This is a genomic window from Streptomyces sp. CB02058 (genome assembly GCF_001905505.1).
Taxonomy (GTDB): Bacteria; Actinomycetota; Actinomycetes; order Streptomycetales; family Streptomycetaceae; genus Streptomyces.
In genome coordinates this window covers 598,526-618,259 of sequence record NZ_LIPG01000001.1, presented here as the reverse complement: position 1 = coordinate 618,259, position 19,734 = coordinate 598,526, and the positions used below count along the sequence as shown (strand labels likewise).

Below are 19,734 nucleotides of genomic sequence, written 5' to 3'. Positions count from 1 at the left end.
GTCAGGCGGCCTTCTGCTTGTCACGCAGGCGGTTGAGCAGGGTGCTGCGCTTGGCGTCCATCATCGTCAGGGTGTGGTCGAGCACCTGCTGCGGCATGCGGTGCAGCGCGGCGGCCGACTCGTGGCGCAGGCGCCGGAAGGTCCCGGGCTCGTACGCGTCCGCCTTCTCGTTGTGGAAGGCGATCATCGCGCAGTAGGTGCGGACCGCCTTCGGGAGGAGGATCTCCGCGTCCCGGTCCTCGCGGATCTCGTCCAGCAGCGTGTCGTAGGCGGGGAAGAAGTCCAGCTGGCGGGAGTCCTTGATCTGGGTCAGGGAGGTGGTGACCCCGCGCCGGTAAAAAATGCCGTACAGGTTCAGCGCCGCGTAACTGCGGGCCCGCAGGTGCAGCTGCCAGATCCACAGCCGGTCCTCCGCGGTGCGCAGCCGGGTGGTGAAGCGGTGGCCGCCGTCGTCGAAGAGCCGCCGGTGGTAGACGCCCGCCCAGACGAAGGGGTAGTCGACCATCGTCTCCCACTCGGGCGAGGCGATGCCCTGCCGCGGGTCCAGCACGGTGTCACGGAGCGGGGCGGGCGCCCGCTTCACGACCCGGGCGGTGCCGGTGGCCTGGACGTGGTCGGTGCGGGCGAAGTCGCAGTCCAGTCCGGCGGCGGCGTGCAGCAGCCGGTCCAGATGGCCGGGGGCGTACCAGTCGTCGCCGTCGAGGAAGGTGACGAAGTCGCCGCGGGCCGCGTCGATGCCGCTGTTGCGGGCCGCCGCGATGCCCTGGTTCTCCTCGTGCCGGATGACCTCGGCGTTCGGGAGTCTGTCGGCCCAGCGGTCGATGACGGCCGGTGTGTCGTCCGTGGAGCAGTCGTCCACCAGCAGGAACTCGATGTCCGGGCCGGTGTTGCGGGCGAGACTGCCCAGCGTCGTGTCGGCGAACGCGCCGACATTGTGGAACGGGACGACAACGGACAGTTTCGGCACGCGGACCCTCGCCTTCGATCTTGGTCCGCACACGCTAGTGACGCGGGTGGAGGGGAGGGTGTCGCCCGGCCCGACGAACGGTGAACTCTGGGCGTCCCCGGGGTGACTCCGGCCGGGCCGCGCGGCGGCGGGCGTCCCCGGCGGGGAAAGGCCTGCCCGCGTGGCACCCGCGGGGGTCTACTTCACCCCGTAACGCGCCTCGATGCCCGCGATGACGATCCACAGGCCGTCCTCGAATCTCTCGTCGTAGTTGCCGAAGATCTCGGCCCCGGCCGCGGCCGCGAGGGGATAGCGCTTCAGACGTTCGGCCCGCTCGTCGACGTCGTACCCGTCCCGCCGCTCGTCCGGCATGGGCTGCACGCCCTGCTCCTCGGTGACGAAGCCCATCGTGTACGCGTTCACGGTCGTGCCCGCGCGCACCGCCTGCCACAGCTCGAACCCCGCGTCGACCATCGTGCGGAGGTGGGCCTCCAGGCCGTCGGCGTGGTCGGTGCCGGTGAACCGGGCACCGCTGTAGACCTTGGCGCCGTCGCGATAGCGCAGCAGCGCCCCACGCAACGCGCCCTGGTAGGCCACCATCTGTTGCTGCCAGGTACGGGGTACGGGGCCGGGCAGATCGCCCTCCAGCATCCGGCGGTACATGACGGTCGCCATCTCGTCGAGCAGCGCCTGCTTGTCCTTGAAGTGCCAGTACAGCGCGGGTGCCTTGACGTCCAGCTCCCGCGCGATGGCGCGCAGGCTCAGCCCGTCGAGGCCCACCTCGTTCAGCAGCCTCAGCGCGGTGTCCGCGACACGTGCCCTGTCGATCTTCGTCGTACCCACCTTGACAATTTAACAGCGTTAAGCCCACACTCGCGACCATGGAACTTAACAGCGTTAAGGAAACTCGGGTCCTGGTGGCCGGCGCGGGTCCCAGCGGCCTCGCCCTGGCCTGCGACCTCACCCGCCGCGGTGTGCGCGCCCTCGTCGTCGAACAGGCCCCGTCGCTCTTCCCGGGCTCACGCGGCAAGGGCATCCAGCCCCGCACCCGGGAGGTGTTCGACGACCTCGGCGTGGGCGACGCCGTACGGGAGCACGGCGGCCCGGCCCCCGTCGGGATGACCTGGGGCGGAGGCGAGCGCCGGGGCGAGTACGACATGTTCCGCCGCGCGGCCCCCACCGAGGCCGAGCCGTACGGGGAGCCCTGGATGATGCCGCAGTGGCGGACCCAGGAGATCCTGCTCGCGCGTCTGCGCGAACTGGGCGGCGACGTCCTCTTCTCCTCGGCCCTCACCGGCCTGTCCCAGGACACCGAGGGGGTGACGGCACGGCTCACCACCGGCGAGGTGCGCGCCTCCTACCTGGTCGCGGCGGACGGCGGGCGCTCCACGGTCCGGCGCGCCCTCGGCATCGCGATGGAGGGCGAAACCGTCGACCCCTCGCCCACCCTGGTGGCCGACGTACGCATCGCGGAGGAGTCCCTCGACCGGCTCAACTGGCACATATTCCTGGACGAGGCGGGCCTGATGACGCTGTGCCCGCTGCCCGGCACGGCGGACTTCCAGCTGATGGCCCAGTTCAAGGAGGGGGCGCCGGACCTCTCGCCCAAGGGCGTGCGGGCCCTCGTCGCCGCACGCACCCACCTGGGCGCGGACGACGTCACCGAGGTGCGCTGGTCGTCGGACTTCCGGCCGCGCGCGGCCCTGGCCGCCCGCTTCCGTTCCGGCCGGGTCCTCCTCGTGGGCGACGCCGCGCACATCCACTCCCCGGCGGGCGGACAGGGGCTGAACACCAGCGTCCAGGACGCCTACAACCTCGGCTGGAAGCTCGGCCAGGTGCTGCTGCACGGCGCACCCGCCACCCTGCTGGAGACCTACGAGCAGGAACGCCGGCCGGTCGCGGCCGGGATGCTGGACCTCTCGACCCGCGTCCACCGCGGCGAGCAGGAGCGCGGCACCGCGGCCCAGCAGCTGGGTCTCGGCTACCGCGAGGGCCCGCTGGCCTCCGGCCGGGCCGGCCTCCTGGAGGCCGGCGACCGGGCGCCGGACGGGTCCGCGGGCGAGCACGGGCGGCTCTTCGACGTCTTCCGGGGACCGCACTTCACCCTGCTCGCGGTCGGCACGGACGCGCCGCTGCCCGCGGACGAGGACGGGGTGCTGCGGGCCTTCCGCACCGAGGAGAGCGCGGCCTACGGCAAGGGGCTGTTCCTGATCAGGCCGGACGGCTACATCGGCTGGGCGGGCGAGGACACCTCCGGGCTCGCCGGGTACGCCGCACCCCTGGGCCTTGACCTCGACTTTGCTTGAGGTCCTACGGTCCGGGACATGGACTACTCACATGACGACGCGGGTCTCGCACGGCAGCCCATCGGTTACTGGAGCTGGGCCGCCCACGAAGCGACCGTGACCCACATCCGGGCCGCACTGGCCGAACACGGTCTGACCCAGCCCCCCTGGTGGGTCCTGAACCAGCTGACCGAAGCGGACGAGCACGGCCGCCCGCGCGCCGAGGTGGTCGCGATGCTCCGCGGCTATCTGAACGCCGGCGACACACTGGAGCCCGACATCGACTCCCTCATCGCCCGGGGCCTGGTCACCGAGGACGCGGCCACCCGGCTGCGGCTCACACCCGAGGGGCACGCGCTGCGCGCCAGGGCCTTCGAGCGCGTCGGCAGGGCGAGCGCCGAGATCCACGCCGGAATCCCGGACGAGGAGTTCGTCGCCGCTCTCAAGGTCCTCCAGCGCATGATCCACAACGTGGGCGGCAAGGCCTGGCACCACTGAGCCCGGCACCCGGCCGGAACGCTCAGACGCTGCTGAAGGACAGCTTCGCCGCGAACCCGAGGAACAGCACGCCCGCCGCCGAAGTGGCCCCCGCCGAGAGCCGCTTGCGGCGGCGGAACGCGGTGGCCAGACGGGTGCCGCCGAAGATGAGCGTCGAGAGGTAGAGGAAGCTGCCGATCTGGAGCAGCGTGCCGAGCACCAGGAAGGAGAGCGCCGGATAGGCGTAACCGGGATCGACGAACTGCACGAAGAAGGAGATCAGGCTCAGGATGGCCTTCGGGTTGAAGAGGCTCACCACGAGCGCCCGCCTGTAGGGGTGTTCCACCCCCTGCGCGGGCTTCTCGCCCTCCTCCACCAGCTCCGCCGCACGCTGGTGCCGCTCGCGCCACATCGACACGGCGGCCCGCAGCATCCCTATCGCCATCCACGTCAGATAGCCCGCGCCGGCGTACTTGACGACGGCGAAGAGCAGCGGCGTCGTCTGGAGCAGCGAAGCGGCTCCCAGCGCGGACAGCGTCATCAGGACCGTGTCACCGGTCCACACCCCGGCGGCGGCCACATAACCGGTGCGCACCCCGCGCCTGGCGGCGACGGAGAGCACGTACAGCGAATTCGGCCCCGGCAGCAGAATGATCAGCACAAGGCCGGCGAGATAGGTCGGAAGATCGGTGACACCCAGCATGAACGGAGTGTCGCACGCGGGTGCGACACTCCGTCCGGCCGGTCCGCATTGCGGCCGGCCTTCCGGGGCCTCCGTCCGGCTGGTCCGGAACGCTCCGGACACGAGCACGCCTGGCCCGGAGCGCTCCGGACACGAGCACGCCCGGTCCGGAACGCGCCCGGTCCGAAGTCCGCCCGGCCGGGAAGACCCCTCGCGACGGCGGCAGCCTCAGAACGCGTCCGTCGGGACGTACGCCCCCCAGACCTCCCGCAGCGCGTCGCAGACCTCGCCCACCGTGGCCCGCGCCCTGAGCGCGTCCTTCATCGGGTACAGCACGTTGTCCGTGCCCTCCGCCGCCTTCTTGAGCTCCGCGAGCGCCGCGTCCACCGCCCCCTGGTCGCGCTCCGCGCGGAGCTTCGCCAACCGGGCCGCCTGCTGGGCCTCGATCGCGGGGTCGACACGGAGCGGCTCGTACGGCTCCTCCTCGTCGAGGCGGAAGCGGTTCACGCCGACGACCACGCGCTCGCCGCTGTCCGTCTCCTGGGCGACCCGGTACGCGCTGCGCTCGATCTCCCCCTTCTGGAAGCCGCGTTCGATGGCCTCGACCGCGCCCCCCATGTCCTCGACCTTCCGCATCAGCTCCAGGGCCGCGGCCTCGACGTCGTCGGTCATGCTCTCGACGACGTAACTGCCCGCGAACGGGTCCACGGTCGCCGTCACGTCCGTCTCGTACGCCAGGACCTGCTGGGTGCGCAGGGCGAGCCGGGCCGACTTGTCCGTCGGCAGGGCGATCGCCTCGTCGAAGGAGTTGGTGTGCAGCGACTGCGTGCCGCCGAGCACCGCGCCCAGGCCCTGCACGGCGACCCGGACGAGGTTGACCTCGGGCTGCTGGGCGGTGAGCTGGACGCCCGCGGTCTGCGTGTGGAAGCGCAGCATCAGCGACTTGGGGTTCTCCGCGCCGAACTCCTCCTTCATCACCCGGGCCCAGATCCGGCGCGCGGCACGGAACTTGGCGACCTCCTCGAGGATCGTCGTACGGGCGACGAAGAAGAAGGAGAGCCGCGGCGCGAAGTCGTCCACGTCCATGCCCGCGGCCACGGCGGTACGGACGTACTCGATGCCGTCCGCGAGGGTGAAGGCGATCTCCTGCGCGGGCGTGGCTCCGGCCTCGGCCATGTGGTAGCCCGAGATCGAGATGGTGTTCCACTTCGGGATCTCGGCCCGGCAGTACTTGAAGATGTCGGCGATCAGCCGCAGCGAGGGCTTCGGCGGGAAGATGTACGTGCCCCGGGCGATGTACTCCTTGAGCACGTCGTTCTGGATCGTGCCCGTCAGCCGGCCGGCCGGCACGCCCTGCTCCTCCGCGACGAGCTGGTAGAGCAGGAGCAGCAGCGAGGCGGGGGCGTTGATGGTCATCGAGGTGGAGACCTCGTCCAGCGGGATCCCGCCGAACAGGACGCGCATGTCGTCGATCGAGTCGATCGCCACGCCGACCTTGCCGACCTCGCCCGAGGCGATCGGCGCGTCCGAGTCGTGGCCCATCTGGGTCGGCAGGTCGAACGCGACGGAGAGGCCCGCCGTGCCGTTGGCGATCAGCTGCTTGTAGCGGGCGTTGGACTCGGTGGCGGTGCCGAATCCGGCGTACTGCCGCATCGTCCAGGGCCTGCCCGTGTACATCGTGGGGTAGACACCACGCGTGAAGGGAAAGGCGCCCGGGGCGCCGAGCTTCTCCTCGGCCCGCCAGCCGTCGAGCGCCTCCGGCCCGTACACCGGCTCGATGGGCAGTCCTGACTCGGACTCACGCGTCATGTGCTGTGCCTCCCGCTCAAGCTACTTATCGGTAACAAATCTCGCGACGGACTCTAGCGGCGACGCCCCGGCCTGCGGGCGCCCTCCGCTGGGAGCTTGCTCACAGCCTGCGCGCCGGGGTCTGTGCGCACGCATCCCCATCATGCTCAGGAATCCGCAACCGGGCAGGCCGGGAATCCGTCCCATGAGATATCCGTGCCACACGACGGTCCGCGTGACCGGGGCCGCGACGGGCGAGCCAGGGGGCAGAGGATGAGACTCGTACGGGAGAACAGCCACGCGCGAAGAGTGCGTACGGCGGCCGTGGCGGCTGTCGGCGTGCTCGCACTGACCGTGCTGACGGCGGGCTGCAAGGTGGAGACGGTGGGCGCGGCGGAGCCCACGACCACCGCGACGAAGCCGGGAGCGAGCCCCACGGACGACGCCAAGCCGGGCGGCGGACAGGCGAGCCCCTCGGCGACGCCCTCCAGGACACCGAGCGCGCGCCCCTCCCCGGAACCCAGGACCCTGATGTCCACGGGTGACCGGAGCAAGCGTGTGAAGGAACTCCAGGCCCGGCTGCGCCAGATCGGCCACTTCGACCGCAGCCCCACGGGGTACTACGGCACCACCACCGCCGCCTCCGTGCGGTCCTTCCAGGGCAAGCGCGGCCTGGCCCGCACCGGCAGGACGGACACGGTGACGTGGGAGCGGCTGCTCGCGATGACACGGAAGCCGACGGCGAAGGAGCTCGACCCTCCGACGTCACGGCCCGCCGCGAAGCCCGACGCCCGCTGCATGACCGGCCGGGTTCTGTGCATCAGCAAGAACAGCCGCACGCTGTCCTGGATGATCGACGGCCGGGTCGTCTCGTCCATGGACGTGCGGTTCGGCTCGCAGTACACACCCACCCGCGAGGGCACCTTCTCGGTGTACTGGAAGTCCCGCCACCACGTCTCCACGCTCTACGACTCCCCCATGCCGTACGCCATGTTCTTCAGCGGCGGCCAGGCGGTGCACTACTCGTCGGACTTCGCGGCCCGGGGCTACAGCGGCGCCTCGCACGGCTGCGTGAACGTGAGGGACGAGGCGAAGATCGCCGCTCTCTACGCCCAGGTGAGGAAGGGCGACAAGGTCGTCGTCTACTCGTAGTGAGGGGCGCGGACGGGACCGGGGGAACGTGTCCCGCCCGCGCCTGGTGCGCTGAGCCGAAGGTACGGGGGGAACCCCGGCTCATATGCGCGGCCGATGACCAGTCGGCACTCAGTACTGCGCCGGACCGCCGAAGAACGTTACAGCTGCCGCATTCGTGCAGGTCAGCGCGTTACAGAAGACAACGGGTCAGCGCGTCGTGGAGGACAGCTGCGCCGAGGGGCTCACGGAGGAACCCGTCGTCGGCGGCGCGCCGGTGCCGGACTCCTGCGAGCCGTCGGGGGACTCCGTGCGGAAGGTGATCGAGGGGAGCGAGCCGTTCCCGTCGGAGTCCTTGTCCCCGCCCTTGCCGTCGCCGTCGCCGGAGCCGCCGTTCTCCTCGCCCCGGTCGTCCTCGGCGGCGAGGACGCGGTCGCAGAAGCGGTCCAGGTTGCGCTCGCCGCCGGCCAGTTCGAGCAGGCGGCGCTTCTCGCTCCTGCTCAGGGTGCCGTCGCGATGGGCGCGGCAGGCCTGGACGGACTTCTTGTACACATCGGCCGCGGATTCCCCGGGCAGTTGCCCGTCCGCGCCGTCCTTCGTGCCGCCACCGGCGGTGCCGCTGTCCCGGCCGCCGTCCTCCTGGCCCTGGGCGCCGCCGCCGTCCCGCTCGCCCCGCACGTCACCGTCCGGCTCGGCGGCCGGATCGCCGGACGGGTCCGGGGTGGCGGGAGGGCTGGAAGCCGGGGGCGTCGGGGCGGGCGGCGCCGAGGGCGGGCCGGCGTCGGGCACCTCGGCCCCCAGCTCCTCGGGAGATGCCGCGGCCGAGACGGAGGAGGCCGGAACCGGAGTGCCGTGGCCCCCGAACGGAACGGGGAGCATGCCCGTGCCCCCGGCGACCGCCACCCCGCCGAGCGCGCATCCGGCGAGCGAGACCGCGAGGCCGTAACGCATGGGCCGGGTCCAGCGGGAGCGCCTCCGCGGCACCCGGGGCGCTTCACCGATCCGTACGGTGTGCAGGGCGTCCTGATGGTCGGCGGGCCGGGCGGCACCGGCCGCAGCGGCACGTCCGCCGCCGGGGCGCGCCTCACGGAAGGCGGCCAGCGCGAGGTCCTCGCCGCTCGGTCCGGTACCCGGAGGGACGGGGGTCCGGAGCGCTCTCAGCGCCGACTCCAGCAGCCTGGCCTCGGCTCTCGCATGATCACCGACGGGTTCGACGGCATCGCCGCGGAGCAACTTCTCCGCGGCGTCCGCGTCAAGCCACTCGTGCTGCTCGTCGGCCATCACATGTCCTTCTGCGTCCACGGACGCGAATGCGTCACACCGGCGGGCGCCGTGGAGCCCTGGCGTCCGGGGCGCTGCGCGGGTACGGCACCGAGTTCCTTGGCCACCGCCGGAATCTCGTCGTCCGGGCCGGGGTCCGCGCCGACCAGCTCCGCGAGCCGCTTCAGACCCCGATGGGCGGCGGTGCGCACGGCGCCGGGGCGCTTGCCCAGCGTACGGGCAGCGCTCTTGGCGTCCAGCCCGATGACGACGCGGAGCACGACCGCCTCCGCCTGGTCCTGCGGCAGCTGCGCGATCAGCGACAGGGCGCGTCCCGTCGCCAGCGACTCCAGCGCCTCGCCCGCCGTGTCGGACTCGGCGGCCTCGCCCGCCAGTTCGCTCTCGTCACCGCCGATCGCGGGGCGCCTGCCCCGCATCCGTATGTGATCCAGCGAGCGGTTGCGCGCTATCCGGGCCGCCCAGCCCCGGAAGCGGTCCGCGTCCCCGCTGAACCGGTCGAGGTCACGCGCTATCTGGAGCCAGGACTCGGACGCCACGTCCTCGGCGTCCGCCTCACCGACCAGCGTCCGTATGTAGCCCAGCAGCCGCGGGTGCACGGCGCGGTACACAGTCCGGAAGGCGTCCTCGTCCCCGTCCTGTGCCGCGAGCACCGCGGCGGTCAGCTCCGCGTCGTCCCCCAGCACTCCCTCAACCCGCCCTGCTGATCCGAATCGCAGCTGGTCACCGCTGCTGCGCCACCCTGCGCGACTCAGCACGCTACGTGGTCGGACGGTTCCCCGTCCATGACTTGTACAACCCGCAACTGTCTCCTGACGCAGTGCGGTGTGACAGAAAACGCACCCGTGGCGCTGAGATGAGTACGGGGTCGCTACGCGGCCCCGTGGAAGACGGCCGGGGCCTCTCCTGTGGGGGGTGGCGGCCCCGGTCGTCGTCCCCCACCCCCATGACGCCGTGTCAGGACGCGCCGCCCGGACGGGCCCGGCCGCGAGCATGGCGGGACATCACCGCGCGCAGCACCCGCCGCCCCTCGACCGAGAGGTCCAGGACCCGGCGCAGGCCGGACGCGCCGCCGCCGGCCGTCTCCGCCGTCCCGGCGAGGATCTCCAGGATCTCGGCCTGGCGGCGGAGTTCGCCCATGACGAGCGGGCCGCCGTCGGCCGCCCCGCCCTCCCGGCAGCGGTTCAGCGCCTCCGCGTCCGTCGCCGACGGGAAGTCGAACCGTCCGTGGATGTCCAGCGCGAGGAGCGAACAGGCGTCGGCCCAGGCGCGCAGCGGCCCGGCCTCGAAGCCCCGGGGCGCCGCGCCGAGCAGGGCGACGACGCGGACCGTCGTCCCACCGGTCACCGCCCCGCCGGCCCCGGCCCGCTCCAGCTCCGCGTGCACGGCGTCGAGCCGGCCGGCCCACTCCGCCCCGGTCTCGCAGCTCGCCCAGAGCGGGCGCAGCGGCTCCGGATCGCTCCCGTCCTCCGTCGGCGGAAGACAGCGGTCCAGGCAGGCGAGTCCACTCGCCGCCAGCCCTCGCTCGTCGGCATCCGCGATCAGCTCCAGCAGACTCACCGGCACCTCCCCCATCCGTCCATCGGCCCACGGGAGCGCAGCGCTGCCCGCTACCGCATACAGCGCCGGATGGCTGAAAAGCGTCACTCTTACGACACGGAGGATCACTACGGGACTCAGCCGGACAACCTGTCGATGCCCAGACGGTCCAGAAATGCGAAGAAAAGTTCCTCACCGGAGCACTCGGGATGCTCGATGCGCAGGAGTTCGAGCAAGGGCCCTTCGAGGACACCGCGGCCGGATTCCGCCGCCCACCGGACGGCTCGCGCGGCGGCGTCCTCGGGCTGCAGGAAGTAGTCCTCGATCGTCGTGCCGTCCCGGTCGAGACGCGCGGCCATCGGTGCCCGGCCCAGACAGGCGTACCAGGCTCCGCTGTACGGCGCCGCCGCCTCCACCGCCACGCAGACGCCGTCCATGACGAACCCGAAGAGGACCGGCGCCCCCGCGGCGTCGGCGAGCGCGGCCATGCTGCCCGGCGAGGGATCGGTGGGGTGGGACCAGACCTGCCAGCCGTCCGCGCGGTACTCCCGCAGCGTCAGCCGCTCGCGCGCGTCCCGCAGGGCGGGGTGGCCGATGAGCGGCTCACCGCTGCGGCCCACCAGATAGCAGCCCCAGAAACCCACGTCTCGCTCCCCCCGTGGTGCCGGGCTGCCATTCTTCCCGCCCGGCACCACGGGGAAGCGCGAAAACGGGTCAACTCAGACGGGGGCCTGGCCGGTGGGCGACGGCACGGAGAGCGGGGTCACGCCGAGGGCGGCGCGCTCGCGAGCAGCGCGACCGTCGCCCTGCCGAGCAGCCCCCCCCCAGGGTCCAGCTCTTCGCGAACGTGTGAGCCGCGCGCCCCTCCCCAGGGCGCGCGGCTCGCGGAACGTACTCTTCCCCGCGGGCGGTGTCCACGGGGTTGTGACTCAGTCCGACGAGTCGACCTCGTCGGCCAGCGTCTTGAATTCGGCCCAGCTCAGCTCGGGCTCACCTGGGTCCCACAGCTTCTGGGAGACCGCGTTGAGCGGCATCCGGATGCCGGCGGCCACCTGCGCCTGGGTCTGCGCGTTGGGGAAGTCGCCCCAGACCGCGAACCGGCCGCCCAGGATCTGCTTCGACCAGCGCGCGGCCACGGGCTCGGTGCCGCGCAGGACGAACGGCGTCCACTGCTCGTAGATCCGCTTGCCCGTCGGGTACGTGAAGTCGTTGGGCTCGCCCAGCACGTAGTAGAGGAACTCGTCGTTGAGGTTGACCACGTCGCGGCCCTCGGCGAGGTACTCCTGGGGCGGCCGGGCGCCGATCTCCTTGCCCGTCCAGTACTCGACCTCGATGCCCTTGTGCGCGGTGACCGTGCCGCCGCTGAAGAAGCCGTCGTTCCACGCCTTGGGGATCTTCTCCGCGTCACGGATGACCGCGGCGCGGTCGTTCAGCCAGCCCTCCGCCAGGTCCTGGACGGTGGCGTCGGCGCCGTACTCCTTCCGCGCGGCGGCGGCGAGCTGCGGGTAGGAGGCGGCCGGATCGCTCACCGTGAGGGCCTGGTACTCGTCCGCGCCGACGTGGAACCAGTCGCCGGGGAAGAGCTCGGCGTACTCCTTCAGCAGGTCGTCGACGATCTTCGCCGCCCCCGGCTCGGAGATGTCGATGGCGCCCTGCCGGGCGACGCCCTGGGTGTTGCGCAGCTGGAGGTCGGGGTGGGCGCGCAGAACGGCACCGAGGTGTCCGGGTGAGTCGATCTCGCCGACGATCGTGATGTGCAGGCTCTGGGCGAGCTTCACGATCCGGCGGACCTCGGCCTTGGTGAGGTGCTCCTCGGAGACGACCTCGGGGTGCGAGTCGGACTCGATCCGGAAGGCCTGGTCGTCGGAGAAGTGCAGGCCGAGCTGGTTGAGCTTGAGGTCGGCCATCTCGCGCAGCCGTGCCTCGATCCACTCCGCGCTGTAGTGCTTGCGCGCGATGTCGAGGTTGAGCCCTCGCTGCGGCCGGTCGGGGGTGTCGCGCACGGTGCCCTCGGGCATGGTGCCGTCGGCGTTCAGGGACTGCTTGAGGGTGCGGGTCCCGTAGAAGACGCCGGCCTGGGCGGGACCGCTGATCGTGACCGTGTTGTCCGCGGTCTCCAGCGTGTACGACTCCGGGTCGCCCTTCGCCGAGGTGGCGAGCGCCAGCTCGACGTCGCCGGAGCGCGGGGACTTCTCGCCCCGGTAGTCGATCTTCAGCTCCTTGGCGAGCAGCTTCGCCTCGTCGGCGAGCCCGGCGTCGGCCGCGACGACCGTGCTGTCCTTGGCCGGTTTCCAGCCCGGACCGCGGGCGGCGGTGTGCGCGCGCACCGCGGGTATCGTCCGCGGCGTCGTGGAGAGCGGGTAGCTCCGGGTGGGCGAGGGCTCGGCGGTGGTGGCGGAGGAGGCCGGCCCGTTCTGTGTCCCGGAGCCGGAACCGTCGGGCCAGACCACGACGGTGAGGGTGACGGCGGCGGCCGCCGCGACGGCCGCGCCGGCGACCAGGGATCCACGTGAGGGCGACATCGGTCAGAAACCTCCGGATCGGGGGAAGAACAGGTCAAAGAAGACGAGAAAGCCGGGCATTTCCCCCACCGGTACGTCCATCAAGCGTTCCGAAACTCTCCCGTCCGGGTGAATTTCTCGCATCATTCGGTTAGGCGCCACGCGGTCTCGCTAGCGTGGCCGCGTACACGAGGCACACACGAACCAACCCTCACTTCTCTCCCCCACGCAACCTCGTCGCTCTCCGGCCCCTCTCCAGGGTCACAGATGTCATTCATCCGAGGAGTCCCGCTGTCCAGGTCCAGCGAGTCCCACGCAGGCCTGCCGGAACCACCGCAGCAGGCCGGGCGGACGGCCGTACCCGTGCAGAGCCGGGGCCCCGCCCCGGACCCGGTGGAAGCCCCGGTGGAGGCCCCCGTTCCGGAACCAGTGTCGGTGAGTACGCGCGGGAGTGCCCACTCGAGCGGGCTGGCCCGCTTCAACGCCTGGCCGCGGGAGCTCGCCGAGGCCGCCCTGCTGGAGTGCTGCGGCAGCCGCCGCTGGGCGCTGCGGCTGGCGGCCCACCGCCCCTACCCGGACCTGGACACCCTGCTCGCGGCCTCCGACGAGGCGGGTTACGACATGGCGCCCCCGGACATCTCCGAGGCGCTCGCCTCGGAGAGCGCGCCCTGCCTGCACCACGACGCGCCGCGCGCGGCCCATCTGGCGCTGCGCGCCGCCCACGCCGCGTACGAGAGCCGCTTCGGCCATGTCTTCGTGATCTGCCTCGACGGGATGCGGCCCTCGCTCCACGTCGACCAGGTGCTGGCCGCCATCCGCACCCGGCTCACGCACGAGCCGGACGAGGAGCGTTCCCTGACCGCGGAGGAGATGCGACGACTCGCCCGGGGCCGCATCATCGAGCTGGTGACGGAGGCGGGCCGGACGCCCGACCCGTTCCGCCCGGTGGCATATGACCCTCAGTAGCCCGTCCGTGCCTGTTTGATTGCCACTTTGATCACACCGCCAGGCCCCGCCGCCATGGAACCGACAAAGCGTCGCTACGATGGCCGGGGCCGGTGGACCGTACCCGGCCGGGTCAGACCGACAGTCAAGCCGGCCGACCCCAATCCCCGCTCCCGGAGGGTTCTTCCGTGCCGGCTGGAACGCTGTACCGCGGCCGGGAAGGCATGTGGTCCTGGGTGGCTCATCGAGTCACCGGTGTCCTCATTTTCTTCTTCCTGTTCGTACACGTCCTGGACACCGCTCTCGTGCGTGTCTCCCCCGAGGCGTACGACGAGGTCGTGGCCACCTACAAGACCCCGCTCGTAGCGCTGCTCGAGTACGGCCTGGTGGCCGCGATCCTCTTCCACGCGCTGAACGGTCTCCGCATCGTCGCCGTGGACTTCTGGGCCAAGGGCCCGCGCTACCAGAAGCAGATGCTCTGGACCGTCCTCGGTATCTGGATCGTGCTGATGGTCGGGGCCCTGTACCCCGTGCTCGGTCACGCCGTACGCGAAGTCTTCGGGAGCTGAAGCCAATGTCCACCGAGACTTCTTCCTCGTCGGCGATCGGTGACGTCGAGGGCGTGAGCCTGTACGACGTCGACAATCCGGCCCCCGTGATCGAGCCCCCGCGCAAGCGCACGGGCAAGACCCCCAAGGCGTCGCGCGGCAACTTCGAGATGTACGCCTGGCTCTTCATGCGCCTGTCGGGCATCGTCCTGGTCGTCCTCGTCATCGGCCACCTGCTGATCCAGCTGGTGCTCGACGGCGGCGTGTCCAAGATCGGCTTCGCGTTCGTCGCGGGCCGCTGGGCCTCGCCGTTCTGGCAGGTCTGGGACCTGGCGATGCTGTGGCTCGCCATGCTGCACGGCGCCAACGGCCTCCGTACGGTCATCAACGACTACGCCGAACGGGACAACACCCGCTTCTGGCTGAAGATGCTCCTGTACACCGCCACGGTGTTCACCGTCCTGCTGGGCACGCTGGTGATCTTCACCTTCGACCCGAACATCCGCTAGGCGCCGGGACAGAGGGACCAGAGGAAAACCATGCAGATCCACAAGTACGACACCGTCATCGTCGGCGCCGGCGGCGCCGGCATGCGCGCGGCCATCGAGTCGACCAAGCGCAGCCGCACCGCCGTCCTGACGAAGCTCTACCCCACCCGCTCCCACACGGGCGCGGCGCAGGGCGGCATGGCCGCCGCGCTCGCCAACGTGGAGGAGGACAACTGGGAGTGGCACACCTTCGACACGATCAAGGGCGGCGACTACCTGGTCGACCAGGACGCCGCCGAGATCCTCGCGAAGGAGGCCATCGACGCCGTCCTCGACCTCGAGAAGATGGGCCTGCCGTTCGGCCGTACGCCCGAGGGCAAGATCGACCAGCGCCGCTTCGGCGGCCACTCCCGCAACCACGGTGAGGCCCCGGTCCGCCGCGCCTGCTACTCGGGCGACCGCACCGGCCACATGATCCTCCAGACGCTGTACCAGAACTGCGTCAAGGAGGGCGTGGAGTTCTTCAACGAGTTCTACGTCCTGGACCAGCTGGTCGTCGAGGTGGACGGCGTCAAGAAGTCCGCCGGCGTCGTCGCCTACGAGCTGGCCACCGGCGAGATCCACGTCTTCCAGGCGAAGTCGGTCATCTACGCCTCGGGCGGCACCGGCAAGTTCTTCAAGGTGACGTCGAACGCGCACACCCTGACCGGTGACGGCCAGGCCGCCTGCTACCGCCGGGGTCTGCCGCTGGAGGACATGGAGTTCTTCCAGTTCCACCCGACGGGCATCTGGCGCATGGGCATCCTGCTGACGGAGGGCGCCCGTGGTGAGGGCGGCATCCTCCGCAACAAGGACGGCGAGCGCTTCATGGAGAAGTACGCGCCGGTCATGAAGGACCTCGCGTCCCGTGACGTCGTGTCCCGCTCCATCTACACGGAGATCCGTGAGGGCCGCGGCTGCGGTCCCGAGGGCGACCACGTCTACCTCGACCTCACGCACCTCCCGCCGGAGCAGCTGGACGCGAAGCTCCCGGACATCACCGAGTTCGCGCGCACGTACCTCGGCATCGAGCCCTACACGGACCCGATCCCGATCCAGCCGACCGCGCACTACGCCATGGGCGGCATCCCGACCAACGTCGAGGGCGAGGTGCTGGCCGACAACACCACCGTCGTCCCGGGCCTCTACGCCGCCGGCGAGGTCGCCTGTGTCTCCGTGCACGGCGCCAACCGCCTGGGCACCAACTCGCTGCTCGACATCAACGTCTTCGGACGCCGTTCGGGCATCGCCGCCGCCGAGTACTCCGCGAAGAACGACTTCGTCGAGCTTCCCGAGAACCCGGCGCAGCTGGTCCAGGAGCAGGTCGAGCGGCTCCGCAACTCGACCGGCACCGAGCGGGTCGCCGCGCTCCGCACGGAGCTGCAGGAGTGCATGGACGCCAATGTGATGGTGTTCCGCACCGAGCAGACCATCAAGACCGCGGTCGACAAGATCGCCGAGCTGCGCAAGCGCTACCTCGACGTGTCGATCCAGGACAAGGGCAAGCGGTTCAACACCGACCTGCTGGAGGCCATCGAGCTGGGCAACCTGCTCGACCTGGCCGAGGTCATGGCGACCTCCGCGCTGGCCCGCAAGGAGTCCCGCGGCGGTCACTACCGCGAGGACTACCCGAACCGCGACGACGTCAACTTCATGCGCCACACCATGGCGTACCGCGAGGTCGCGGACGACGGCACCGAGTCGATCCGGCTCGACTACAAGCCGGTCGTCACGACCCGCTACCAGCCGATGGAGCGTAAGTACTGATGGCAACCCCCACCCTGGAGAAGTCGGACAAGGCCCCCGAGCCGGAGGCCGGCTTCGCCGACACCCCGTACATCACGGCCACGTTCAGGATCCGCCGCTTCAACCCCGAGGTCTCCGACCAGGTCGAGTGGCAGGACTTCCAGATCTCGATCGACCCGAAGGAGCGTGTGCTCGACGCCCTTCACAAGATCAAGTGGGAGCAGGACGGCAGCCTGACCTTCCGTCGCTCCTGCGCGCACGGCATCTGCGGCTCCGACGCGATGCGGATCAACGGCAAGAACAGGCTCGCCTGCAAGACGCTGATCAAGGACATCAACCCGGAGAAGCCGATCACGGTCGAGGCCATCAAGGGCCTCACAGTCCTCAAGGACCTCGTGGTCGACATGGACCCGTTCTTCCAGGCCTACCGCGATGTCATGCCGTTCCTCGTCACCAAGGGCAACGAGCCGACGCGTGAGCGCCTGCAGTCCCCCGAGGACCGCGAGCGCTTCGACGACACCACCAAGTGCATCCTGTGCGCCGCGTGCACGTCCTCGTGCCCGGTGTTCTGGAACGACGGCCAGTACTTCGGCCCGGCGGCGATCGTCAACGCGCACCGCTTCATCTTCGACTCGCGCGACGAGGCCGGAGAGCAGCGGCTGGAGATCCTCAACGACCGTGACGGTGTGTGGCGTTGCCGCACCACCTTCAACTGCACGGACGCCTGCCCGCGTGGCATCGAGGTCACCAAGGCGATCCAGGAAGTGAAGCGCGCGCTGATCACGCGTCGCTTCTGACCCACCCGCGGTACCTCAGGAGGCCCCGTCCCGCGCACGCACCGTGCGGGGGACGGGGCCTCCTGGTGTGCGGGGCCGGGTCCGGCGGGATGATCCCCCCGATAGCCTTGGGACCGTGGTGAAGCAACAGAAGAACGTGGCCGAAGGTCCCGGGACCGTCGCCGAGCGGCCGGCCGGCAAGTCCAAGGCGCCGAAGAGCGAGCAGACCCGCACGCTGATCCTGGAGACCGCCCTCCGGCTCTTCGAGGAGCGCGGCTACGACCGGACCACGATGCGGGCCATCGCCCAGGAGGCGGGGGTCTCCGTCGGGAACGCGTACTACTACTTCTCCTCGAAGGAACACCTGGTCCAGGGCTTCTACGACCGCATCGCAGCCGAGCACACGGCCGCCGTCGGTCCGGTGCTGGCGGGGGACCCGGATCTCGCCGTACGCATCCGGGGTGTGCTGCACTGCTGGCTGGACGTGGCGGAGCCGTACCACCGCTTCGCCGCCCAGTTCTTCAAGAACGCCGCCGATCCGGACAGCCCGCTCTCCCCGTTCTCCCGGGAGTCGGCCGATGCCCGCGACGCGGTCATCGCCCTGCACGAGCGCTGTCTGGCGGGCTCCTCGGCCAAGGCCGACCCGGAACTGGCCGGGCTGCTGCCGGAGCTGATGTGGCTGATGCAGATGGGCCTGGTGCTGTTCTGGGTCTACGACCGCTCCGAGAACACCGAGCGCAGCCGCAGGCTGGTCGAGCGCACGGCGCCGCTGGCCGCACGGGCTATCGCGCTGTCCCGCTTCCGGGTGCTGCGACCGCTCGTGCGGCAGATCCACGACGTACTGGTGGAGTTCCTGCCCGGCGCAGGCCCGGGCGGCGCTCAGGACGTCAGATCCAGCTGAGTTCCCAGAGCCGCCAGATCCCGGTGCCGTCGGAGAGGTACTGGGATCCGGACACGCTCTGCTTGCTGACGACGTAGTCCTTCTTCTGCCAGAGCGGGACCAGCGGCACGTCCTCGCCGACCAGCTCCTGGAGCTCCTTGAAGTCGGCCGAGGTCCGGCTGCGGTCGCTGTACTGCTGGGTGGCCGCGATCAGCGCGTCCATCTTCGAGCTGACGTAGCCGTTGTGGAGGGAGCTCTCGCGGCCGACCAGCGGCTGGCTGAAGGTGTCGGGGTCCGGGAAGTCGGGGAGCCAGCCGACGGTGTACGCGTCGTACTCGCCGGCCGCGTAGCCCTTCTGGAAGGCCTGCCACTCGACGGCCTTCTCCGTGACCTCGAACAGCCCGTCCTTCTCCAGCTGGCGGACCAGCTCGGCGGACTCCTCCTTGTTGGCGTCGTCGTCGCGGTGGGCGAAGGTGATGTGCAGCGGCAGCTCCACACCCGCCTCCTGCATCAGCGCCCTGGCGCGCTTGGGGTCCGTCTGCGGATAGGCGTCGAAGAAGGGCGTGCTGTGCCCGATGTAGCCCTGCGGGATCAGCGAGTAGAGCGGGTCGACGGTGCTCTTGTACACGTCCGAGACCAGGGGGCCGCGGTCGATGATCCAGGCGATGGCCTGGCGGACCCGCTTGTCCGAGAGCGGCGAGTCGTCCCTGACGTTGAAGACGAGGTTGCGGATCTCGGCGCTGTCCATCTCGGTGACCCGCATGTCGGTGGCGCCCGGGTCGAGCTCGGCGAGGTTCTCGGACGGCAGCTGACGGTGGGTGACGTCCACGTCGCCGGCCGCCCAGGCCGCCTGGAGCGCCTCGGAGCCCTCGAAGTAGCGGATGTTCACCGGGCCACCGGTGTTCTTCAGGGCGCCCTTGTAGGCCGGGTTGGGCACCAGTTCGGCGGAGGCGCCGGGCACGTACGACTTCAGGGTGTACGGGCCGGAGCCGTCGACCTGGTTCCCCGTGCGGAGCTTGTCCTTGGGGTAGGTCGCCGGGTCGACGATGGACCCGGCGCCCGTGGCGAGCTTCTGCGGGAACGTCGCGTCCCGCGCCGAGAGGTTGAAGGTGACCGTGCGGCCCTCGGCCACGACGTTGGTGAGGCTGGGGAACAGCACCGAGGGGCCGACGTCCGCCTTGATCTTCAGCATCCGGTCGAAGGAGTACTTGACGTCCTTCGCCGTGATCTTGCGGCCGTTGGAGAAGGTCAGGTCGTCCCGCAGGGTGCAGCGGTAGGTCTGGAGCTTCTGGCCGATGAAGGCGCAGCTCTCGGCCGCGTCGGGCTCCGGCACGACGGCCCCGGACCTGAAGGTCATGAGGGACTGGTAGAGATTGCTGTAGATCGCCCAGGAACCCGCGTCGTACGCACCCGCCGGGTCCAGCGAGGTGACCTCGTCGGATGTGCCGACCGTGATCGGTGACTCGTTCTCCTCATCCGATGGGAGAAGTTGCCAGGCTCCTACGCCTGCGATGACCAGTACCGCCAGAATCGCGAGAATCCGAATACGGATCGACCGCATGTGCCGTGCTCCCTTGCAACCCACCCCGGCTCATGTGCACAGAAAGGCACATCGCCGCATGTTCCTCCTCACCCAATCACACGATATTCACATCTGGAAGTTCGGGTGGGTTCCTCACAGGTTC

General features: G+C 70.5%; 19 protein-coding genes. 9 read left to right on the top strand and 10 right to left on the bottom strand.

Annotated elements, in window-relative coordinates:
* Position 1 precedes the first annotated feature (1 nt).
* On the bottom strand, positions 2-967 hold the full coding sequence (locus AMK10_RS03010; RefSeq protein WP_073744472.1) for a glycosyltransferase family 2 protein: 966 nt from the start codon (positions 965-967) through the stop codon (positions 2-4).
* Positions 968-1,144: 177 nt separating this feature from the next.
* Positions 1,145-1,789 carry a TetR/AcrR family transcriptional regulator C-terminal domain-containing protein gene (locus tag AMK10_RS03005; protein WP_073744471.1) on the bottom strand — a complete coding sequence of 215 codons (645 nt, stop codon included), beginning with the start codon at positions 1,787-1,789 and terminating at the stop codon, positions 1,145-1,147.
* A gap of 38 nt (positions 1,790-1,827) precedes the next feature.
* Between AMK10_RS03005 and AMK10_RS03000 the strand changes: the two genes are divergently transcribed.
* Positions 1,828-3,252 carry an FAD-dependent monooxygenase gene (locus tag AMK10_RS03000; RefSeq protein WP_073744470.1) on the top strand — a complete coding sequence of 475 codons (1,425 nt, stop codon included), beginning with the start codon at positions 1,828-1,830 and terminating at the stop codon, positions 3,250-3,252.
* An 18-nt stretch (positions 3,253-3,270) separates the two neighbouring features.
* On the top strand, positions 3,271-3,729 hold the full coding sequence (locus AMK10_RS02995; RefSeq protein ID WP_073744469.1) for a MarR family winged helix-turn-helix transcriptional regulator: 459 nt from the start codon (positions 3,271-3,273) through the stop codon (positions 3,727-3,729).
* A gap of 22 nt (positions 3,730-3,751) precedes the next feature.
* On the opposite strand, the gene leuE is transcribed toward AMK10_RS02995, so the two are convergent.
* Both leuE and AMK10_RS02985 read right to left on the bottom strand, forming a co-directional pair.
* The gene (leuE, locus tag AMK10_RS02990; RefSeq protein WP_073744468.1) at positions 3,752-4,411 is read right to left on the bottom strand and encodes a leucine efflux protein LeuE; all 660 of its coding nucleotides are present in this window, start codon (positions 4,409-4,411) and stop codon (positions 3,752-3,754) included.
* A 207-nt stretch (positions 4,412-4,618) separates the two neighbouring features.
* Positions 4,619-6,199: an acyl-CoA mutase large subunit family protein gene (locus AMK10_RS02985; RefSeq protein ID WP_073744467.1), complete on the bottom strand. Its 1,581-nt coding sequence runs from the start codon at positions 6,197-6,199 to the stop codon at positions 4,619-4,621.
* 252 nt (positions 6,200-6,451) lie between these two features.
* Here AMK10_RS02985 and AMK10_RS02980 point away from each other — a divergent pair, with 252 nt between their 5' ends.
* Positions 6,452-7,330, top strand: coding sequence for a L,D-transpeptidase family protein (locus tag AMK10_RS02980; RefSeq protein WP_073744466.1), 879 nt, complete (start codon positions 6,452-6,454; stop codon positions 7,328-7,330).
* Positions 7,331-7,519: 189 nt separating this feature from the next.
* Here AMK10_RS02980 and AMK10_RS02975 read toward each other — a convergent pair whose 3' ends face one another.
* From AMK10_RS02975 to AMK10_RS02955, 5 genes are all read right to left on the bottom strand, one after another.
* Positions 7,520-8,590, bottom strand: a complete 1,071-nt coding sequence (locus tag AMK10_RS02975) for a hypothetical protein (RefSeq protein WP_073744465.1) — start codon at positions 8,588-8,590, stop codon at positions 7,520-7,522.
* A complete protein-coding gene (locus AMK10_RS02970; RefSeq protein WP_073744463.1) occupies positions 8,590-9,273 on the bottom strand; it encodes an RNA polymerase sigma factor in 684 nt (227 codons plus the stop codon). The genes AMK10_RS02975 and AMK10_RS02970 overlap by 1 nt, the downstream gene beginning before the upstream one ends.
* Positions 9,274-9,544: 271 nt before the next feature.
* On the bottom strand, positions 9,545-10,147 hold the full coding sequence (locus tag AMK10_RS02965; RefSeq protein WP_073745989.1) for a hypothetical protein: 603 nt from the start codon (positions 10,145-10,147) through the stop codon (positions 9,545-9,547).
* A gap of 116 nt (positions 10,148-10,263) precedes the next feature.
* A complete protein-coding gene (locus AMK10_RS02960; RefSeq protein ID WP_073744461.1) occupies positions 10,264-10,770 on the bottom strand; it encodes a hypothetical protein in 507 nt (168 codons plus the stop codon).
* Positions 10,771-11,055: 285 nt separating this feature from the next.
* A complete protein-coding gene (locus AMK10_RS02955; protein ID WP_073744459.1) occupies positions 11,056-12,648 on the bottom strand; it encodes a family 20 glycosylhydrolase in 1,593 nt (530 codons plus the stop codon).
* Positions 12,649-13,032: 384 nt separating this feature from the next.
* Here AMK10_RS02955 and AMK10_RS02950 point away from each other — a divergent pair, with 384 nt between their 5' ends.
* The 6 genes from AMK10_RS02950 (at position 13,033) to AMK10_RS02925 (ending at position 18,070) form a co-directional block, all read left to right on the top strand.
* Positions 13,033-13,593 (top strand): 2-oxo-4-hydroxy-4-carboxy-5-ureidoimidazoline decarboxylase, encoded by a 561-nt coding sequence (locus tag AMK10_RS02950; protein WP_073744457.1) that lies wholly within the window; start codon positions 13,033-13,035, stop codon positions 13,591-13,593.
* Positions 13,594-13,760: 167 nt separating this feature from the next.
* Positions 13,761-14,141 carry a succinate dehydrogenase, cytochrome b556 subunit gene (gene sdhC, locus AMK10_RS02945; RefSeq protein ID WP_073744455.1) on the top strand — a complete coding sequence of 127 codons (381 nt, stop codon included), beginning with the start codon at positions 13,761-13,763 and terminating at the stop codon, positions 14,139-14,141.
* Positions 14,142-14,146: 5 nt separating this feature from the next.
* On the top strand, positions 14,147-14,629 hold the full coding sequence (locus AMK10_RS02940) for a succinate dehydrogenase hydrophobic membrane anchor subunit (protein WP_073744453.1): 483 nt from the start codon (positions 14,147-14,149) through the stop codon (positions 14,627-14,629).
* 30 nt (positions 14,630-14,659) lie between these two features.
* On the top strand, positions 14,660-16,414 hold the full coding sequence (gene sdhA / locus AMK10_RS02935) for a succinate dehydrogenase flavoprotein subunit (RefSeq protein WP_073744451.1): 1,755 nt from the start codon (positions 14,660-14,662) through the stop codon (positions 16,412-16,414).
* Positions 16,414-17,190: a succinate dehydrogenase iron-sulfur subunit gene (locus tag AMK10_RS02930; RefSeq protein WP_073744449.1), complete on the top strand. Its 777-nt coding sequence runs from the start codon at positions 16,414-16,416 to the stop codon at positions 17,188-17,190. Before sdhA ends, AMK10_RS02930 begins: the two co-directional genes overlap by 1 nt.
* A gap of 115 nt (positions 17,191-17,305) precedes the next feature.
* Positions 17,306-18,070 (top strand): TetR/AcrR family transcriptional regulator, encoded by a 765-nt coding sequence (locus AMK10_RS02925; RefSeq protein WP_073744447.1) that lies wholly within the window; start codon positions 17,306-17,308, stop codon positions 18,068-18,070.
* Here AMK10_RS02925 and AMK10_RS02920 read toward each other — a convergent pair.
* Entirely contained in the window at positions 18,057-19,610 is a 1,554-nt protein-coding gene (locus tag AMK10_RS02920; RefSeq protein ID WP_073744445.1) for an ABC transporter substrate-binding protein, read from the bottom strand. The genes AMK10_RS02925 and AMK10_RS02920 overlap by 14 nt on opposite strands.
* Between the last annotated feature and the right edge of the window lie 124 nt (positions 19,611-19,734).

What these genes read in the sequence shown, in the direction of transcription:
- AMK10_RS03000 (WP_073744470.1), top strand. Translation starts at nt 1,828, where the DNA reads ATGGAACTTAACAGCGTTAAGGAAACTCGGGTCCTGGTGGCCGGCGCG.
- AMK10_RS02995 (WP_073744469.1), top strand. Translation starts at nt 3,271, where the DNA reads ATGGACTACTCACATGACGACGCGGGTCTCGCACGGCAGCCCATCGGT.
- leuE (WP_073744468.1), bottom strand. Translation starts at nt 4,411, where the DNA reads ATGCTGGGTGTCACCGATCTTCCGACCTATCTCGCCGGCCTTGTGCTG.
- AMK10_RS02985 (WP_073744467.1), bottom strand. Translation starts at nt 6,199, where the DNA reads ATGACGCGTGAGTCCGAGTCAGGACTGCCCATCGAGCCGGTGTACGGG.
- AMK10_RS02980 (WP_073744466.1), top strand. Translation starts at nt 6,452, where the DNA reads ATGAGACTCGTACGGGAGAACAGCCACGCGCGAAGAGTGCGTACGGCG.
- AMK10_RS02975 (WP_073744465.1), bottom strand. Translation starts at nt 8,590, where the DNA reads ATGGCCGACGAGCAGCACGAGTGGCTTGACGCGGACGCCGCGGAGAAG.
- AMK10_RS02955 (WP_073744459.1), bottom strand. Translation starts at nt 12,648, where the DNA reads ATGTCGCCCTCACGTGGATCCCTGGTCGCCGGCGCGGCCGTCGCGGCG.
- AMK10_RS02940 (WP_073744453.1), top strand. Translation starts at nt 14,147, where the DNA reads ATGTCCACCGAGACTTCTTCCTCGTCGGCGATCGGTGACGTCGAGGGC.
- sdhA (WP_073744451.1), top strand. Translation starts at nt 14,660, where the DNA reads ATGCAGATCCACAAGTACGACACCGTCATCGTCGGCGCCGGCGGCGCC.
- AMK10_RS02930 (WP_073744449.1), top strand. Translation starts at nt 16,414, where the DNA reads ATGGCAACCCCCACCCTGGAGAAGTCGGACAAGGCCCCCGAGCCGGAG.
- AMK10_RS02920 (WP_073744445.1), bottom strand. Translation starts at nt 19,610, where the DNA reads ATGCGGTCGATCCGTATTCGGATTCTCGCGATTCTGGCGGTACTGGTC.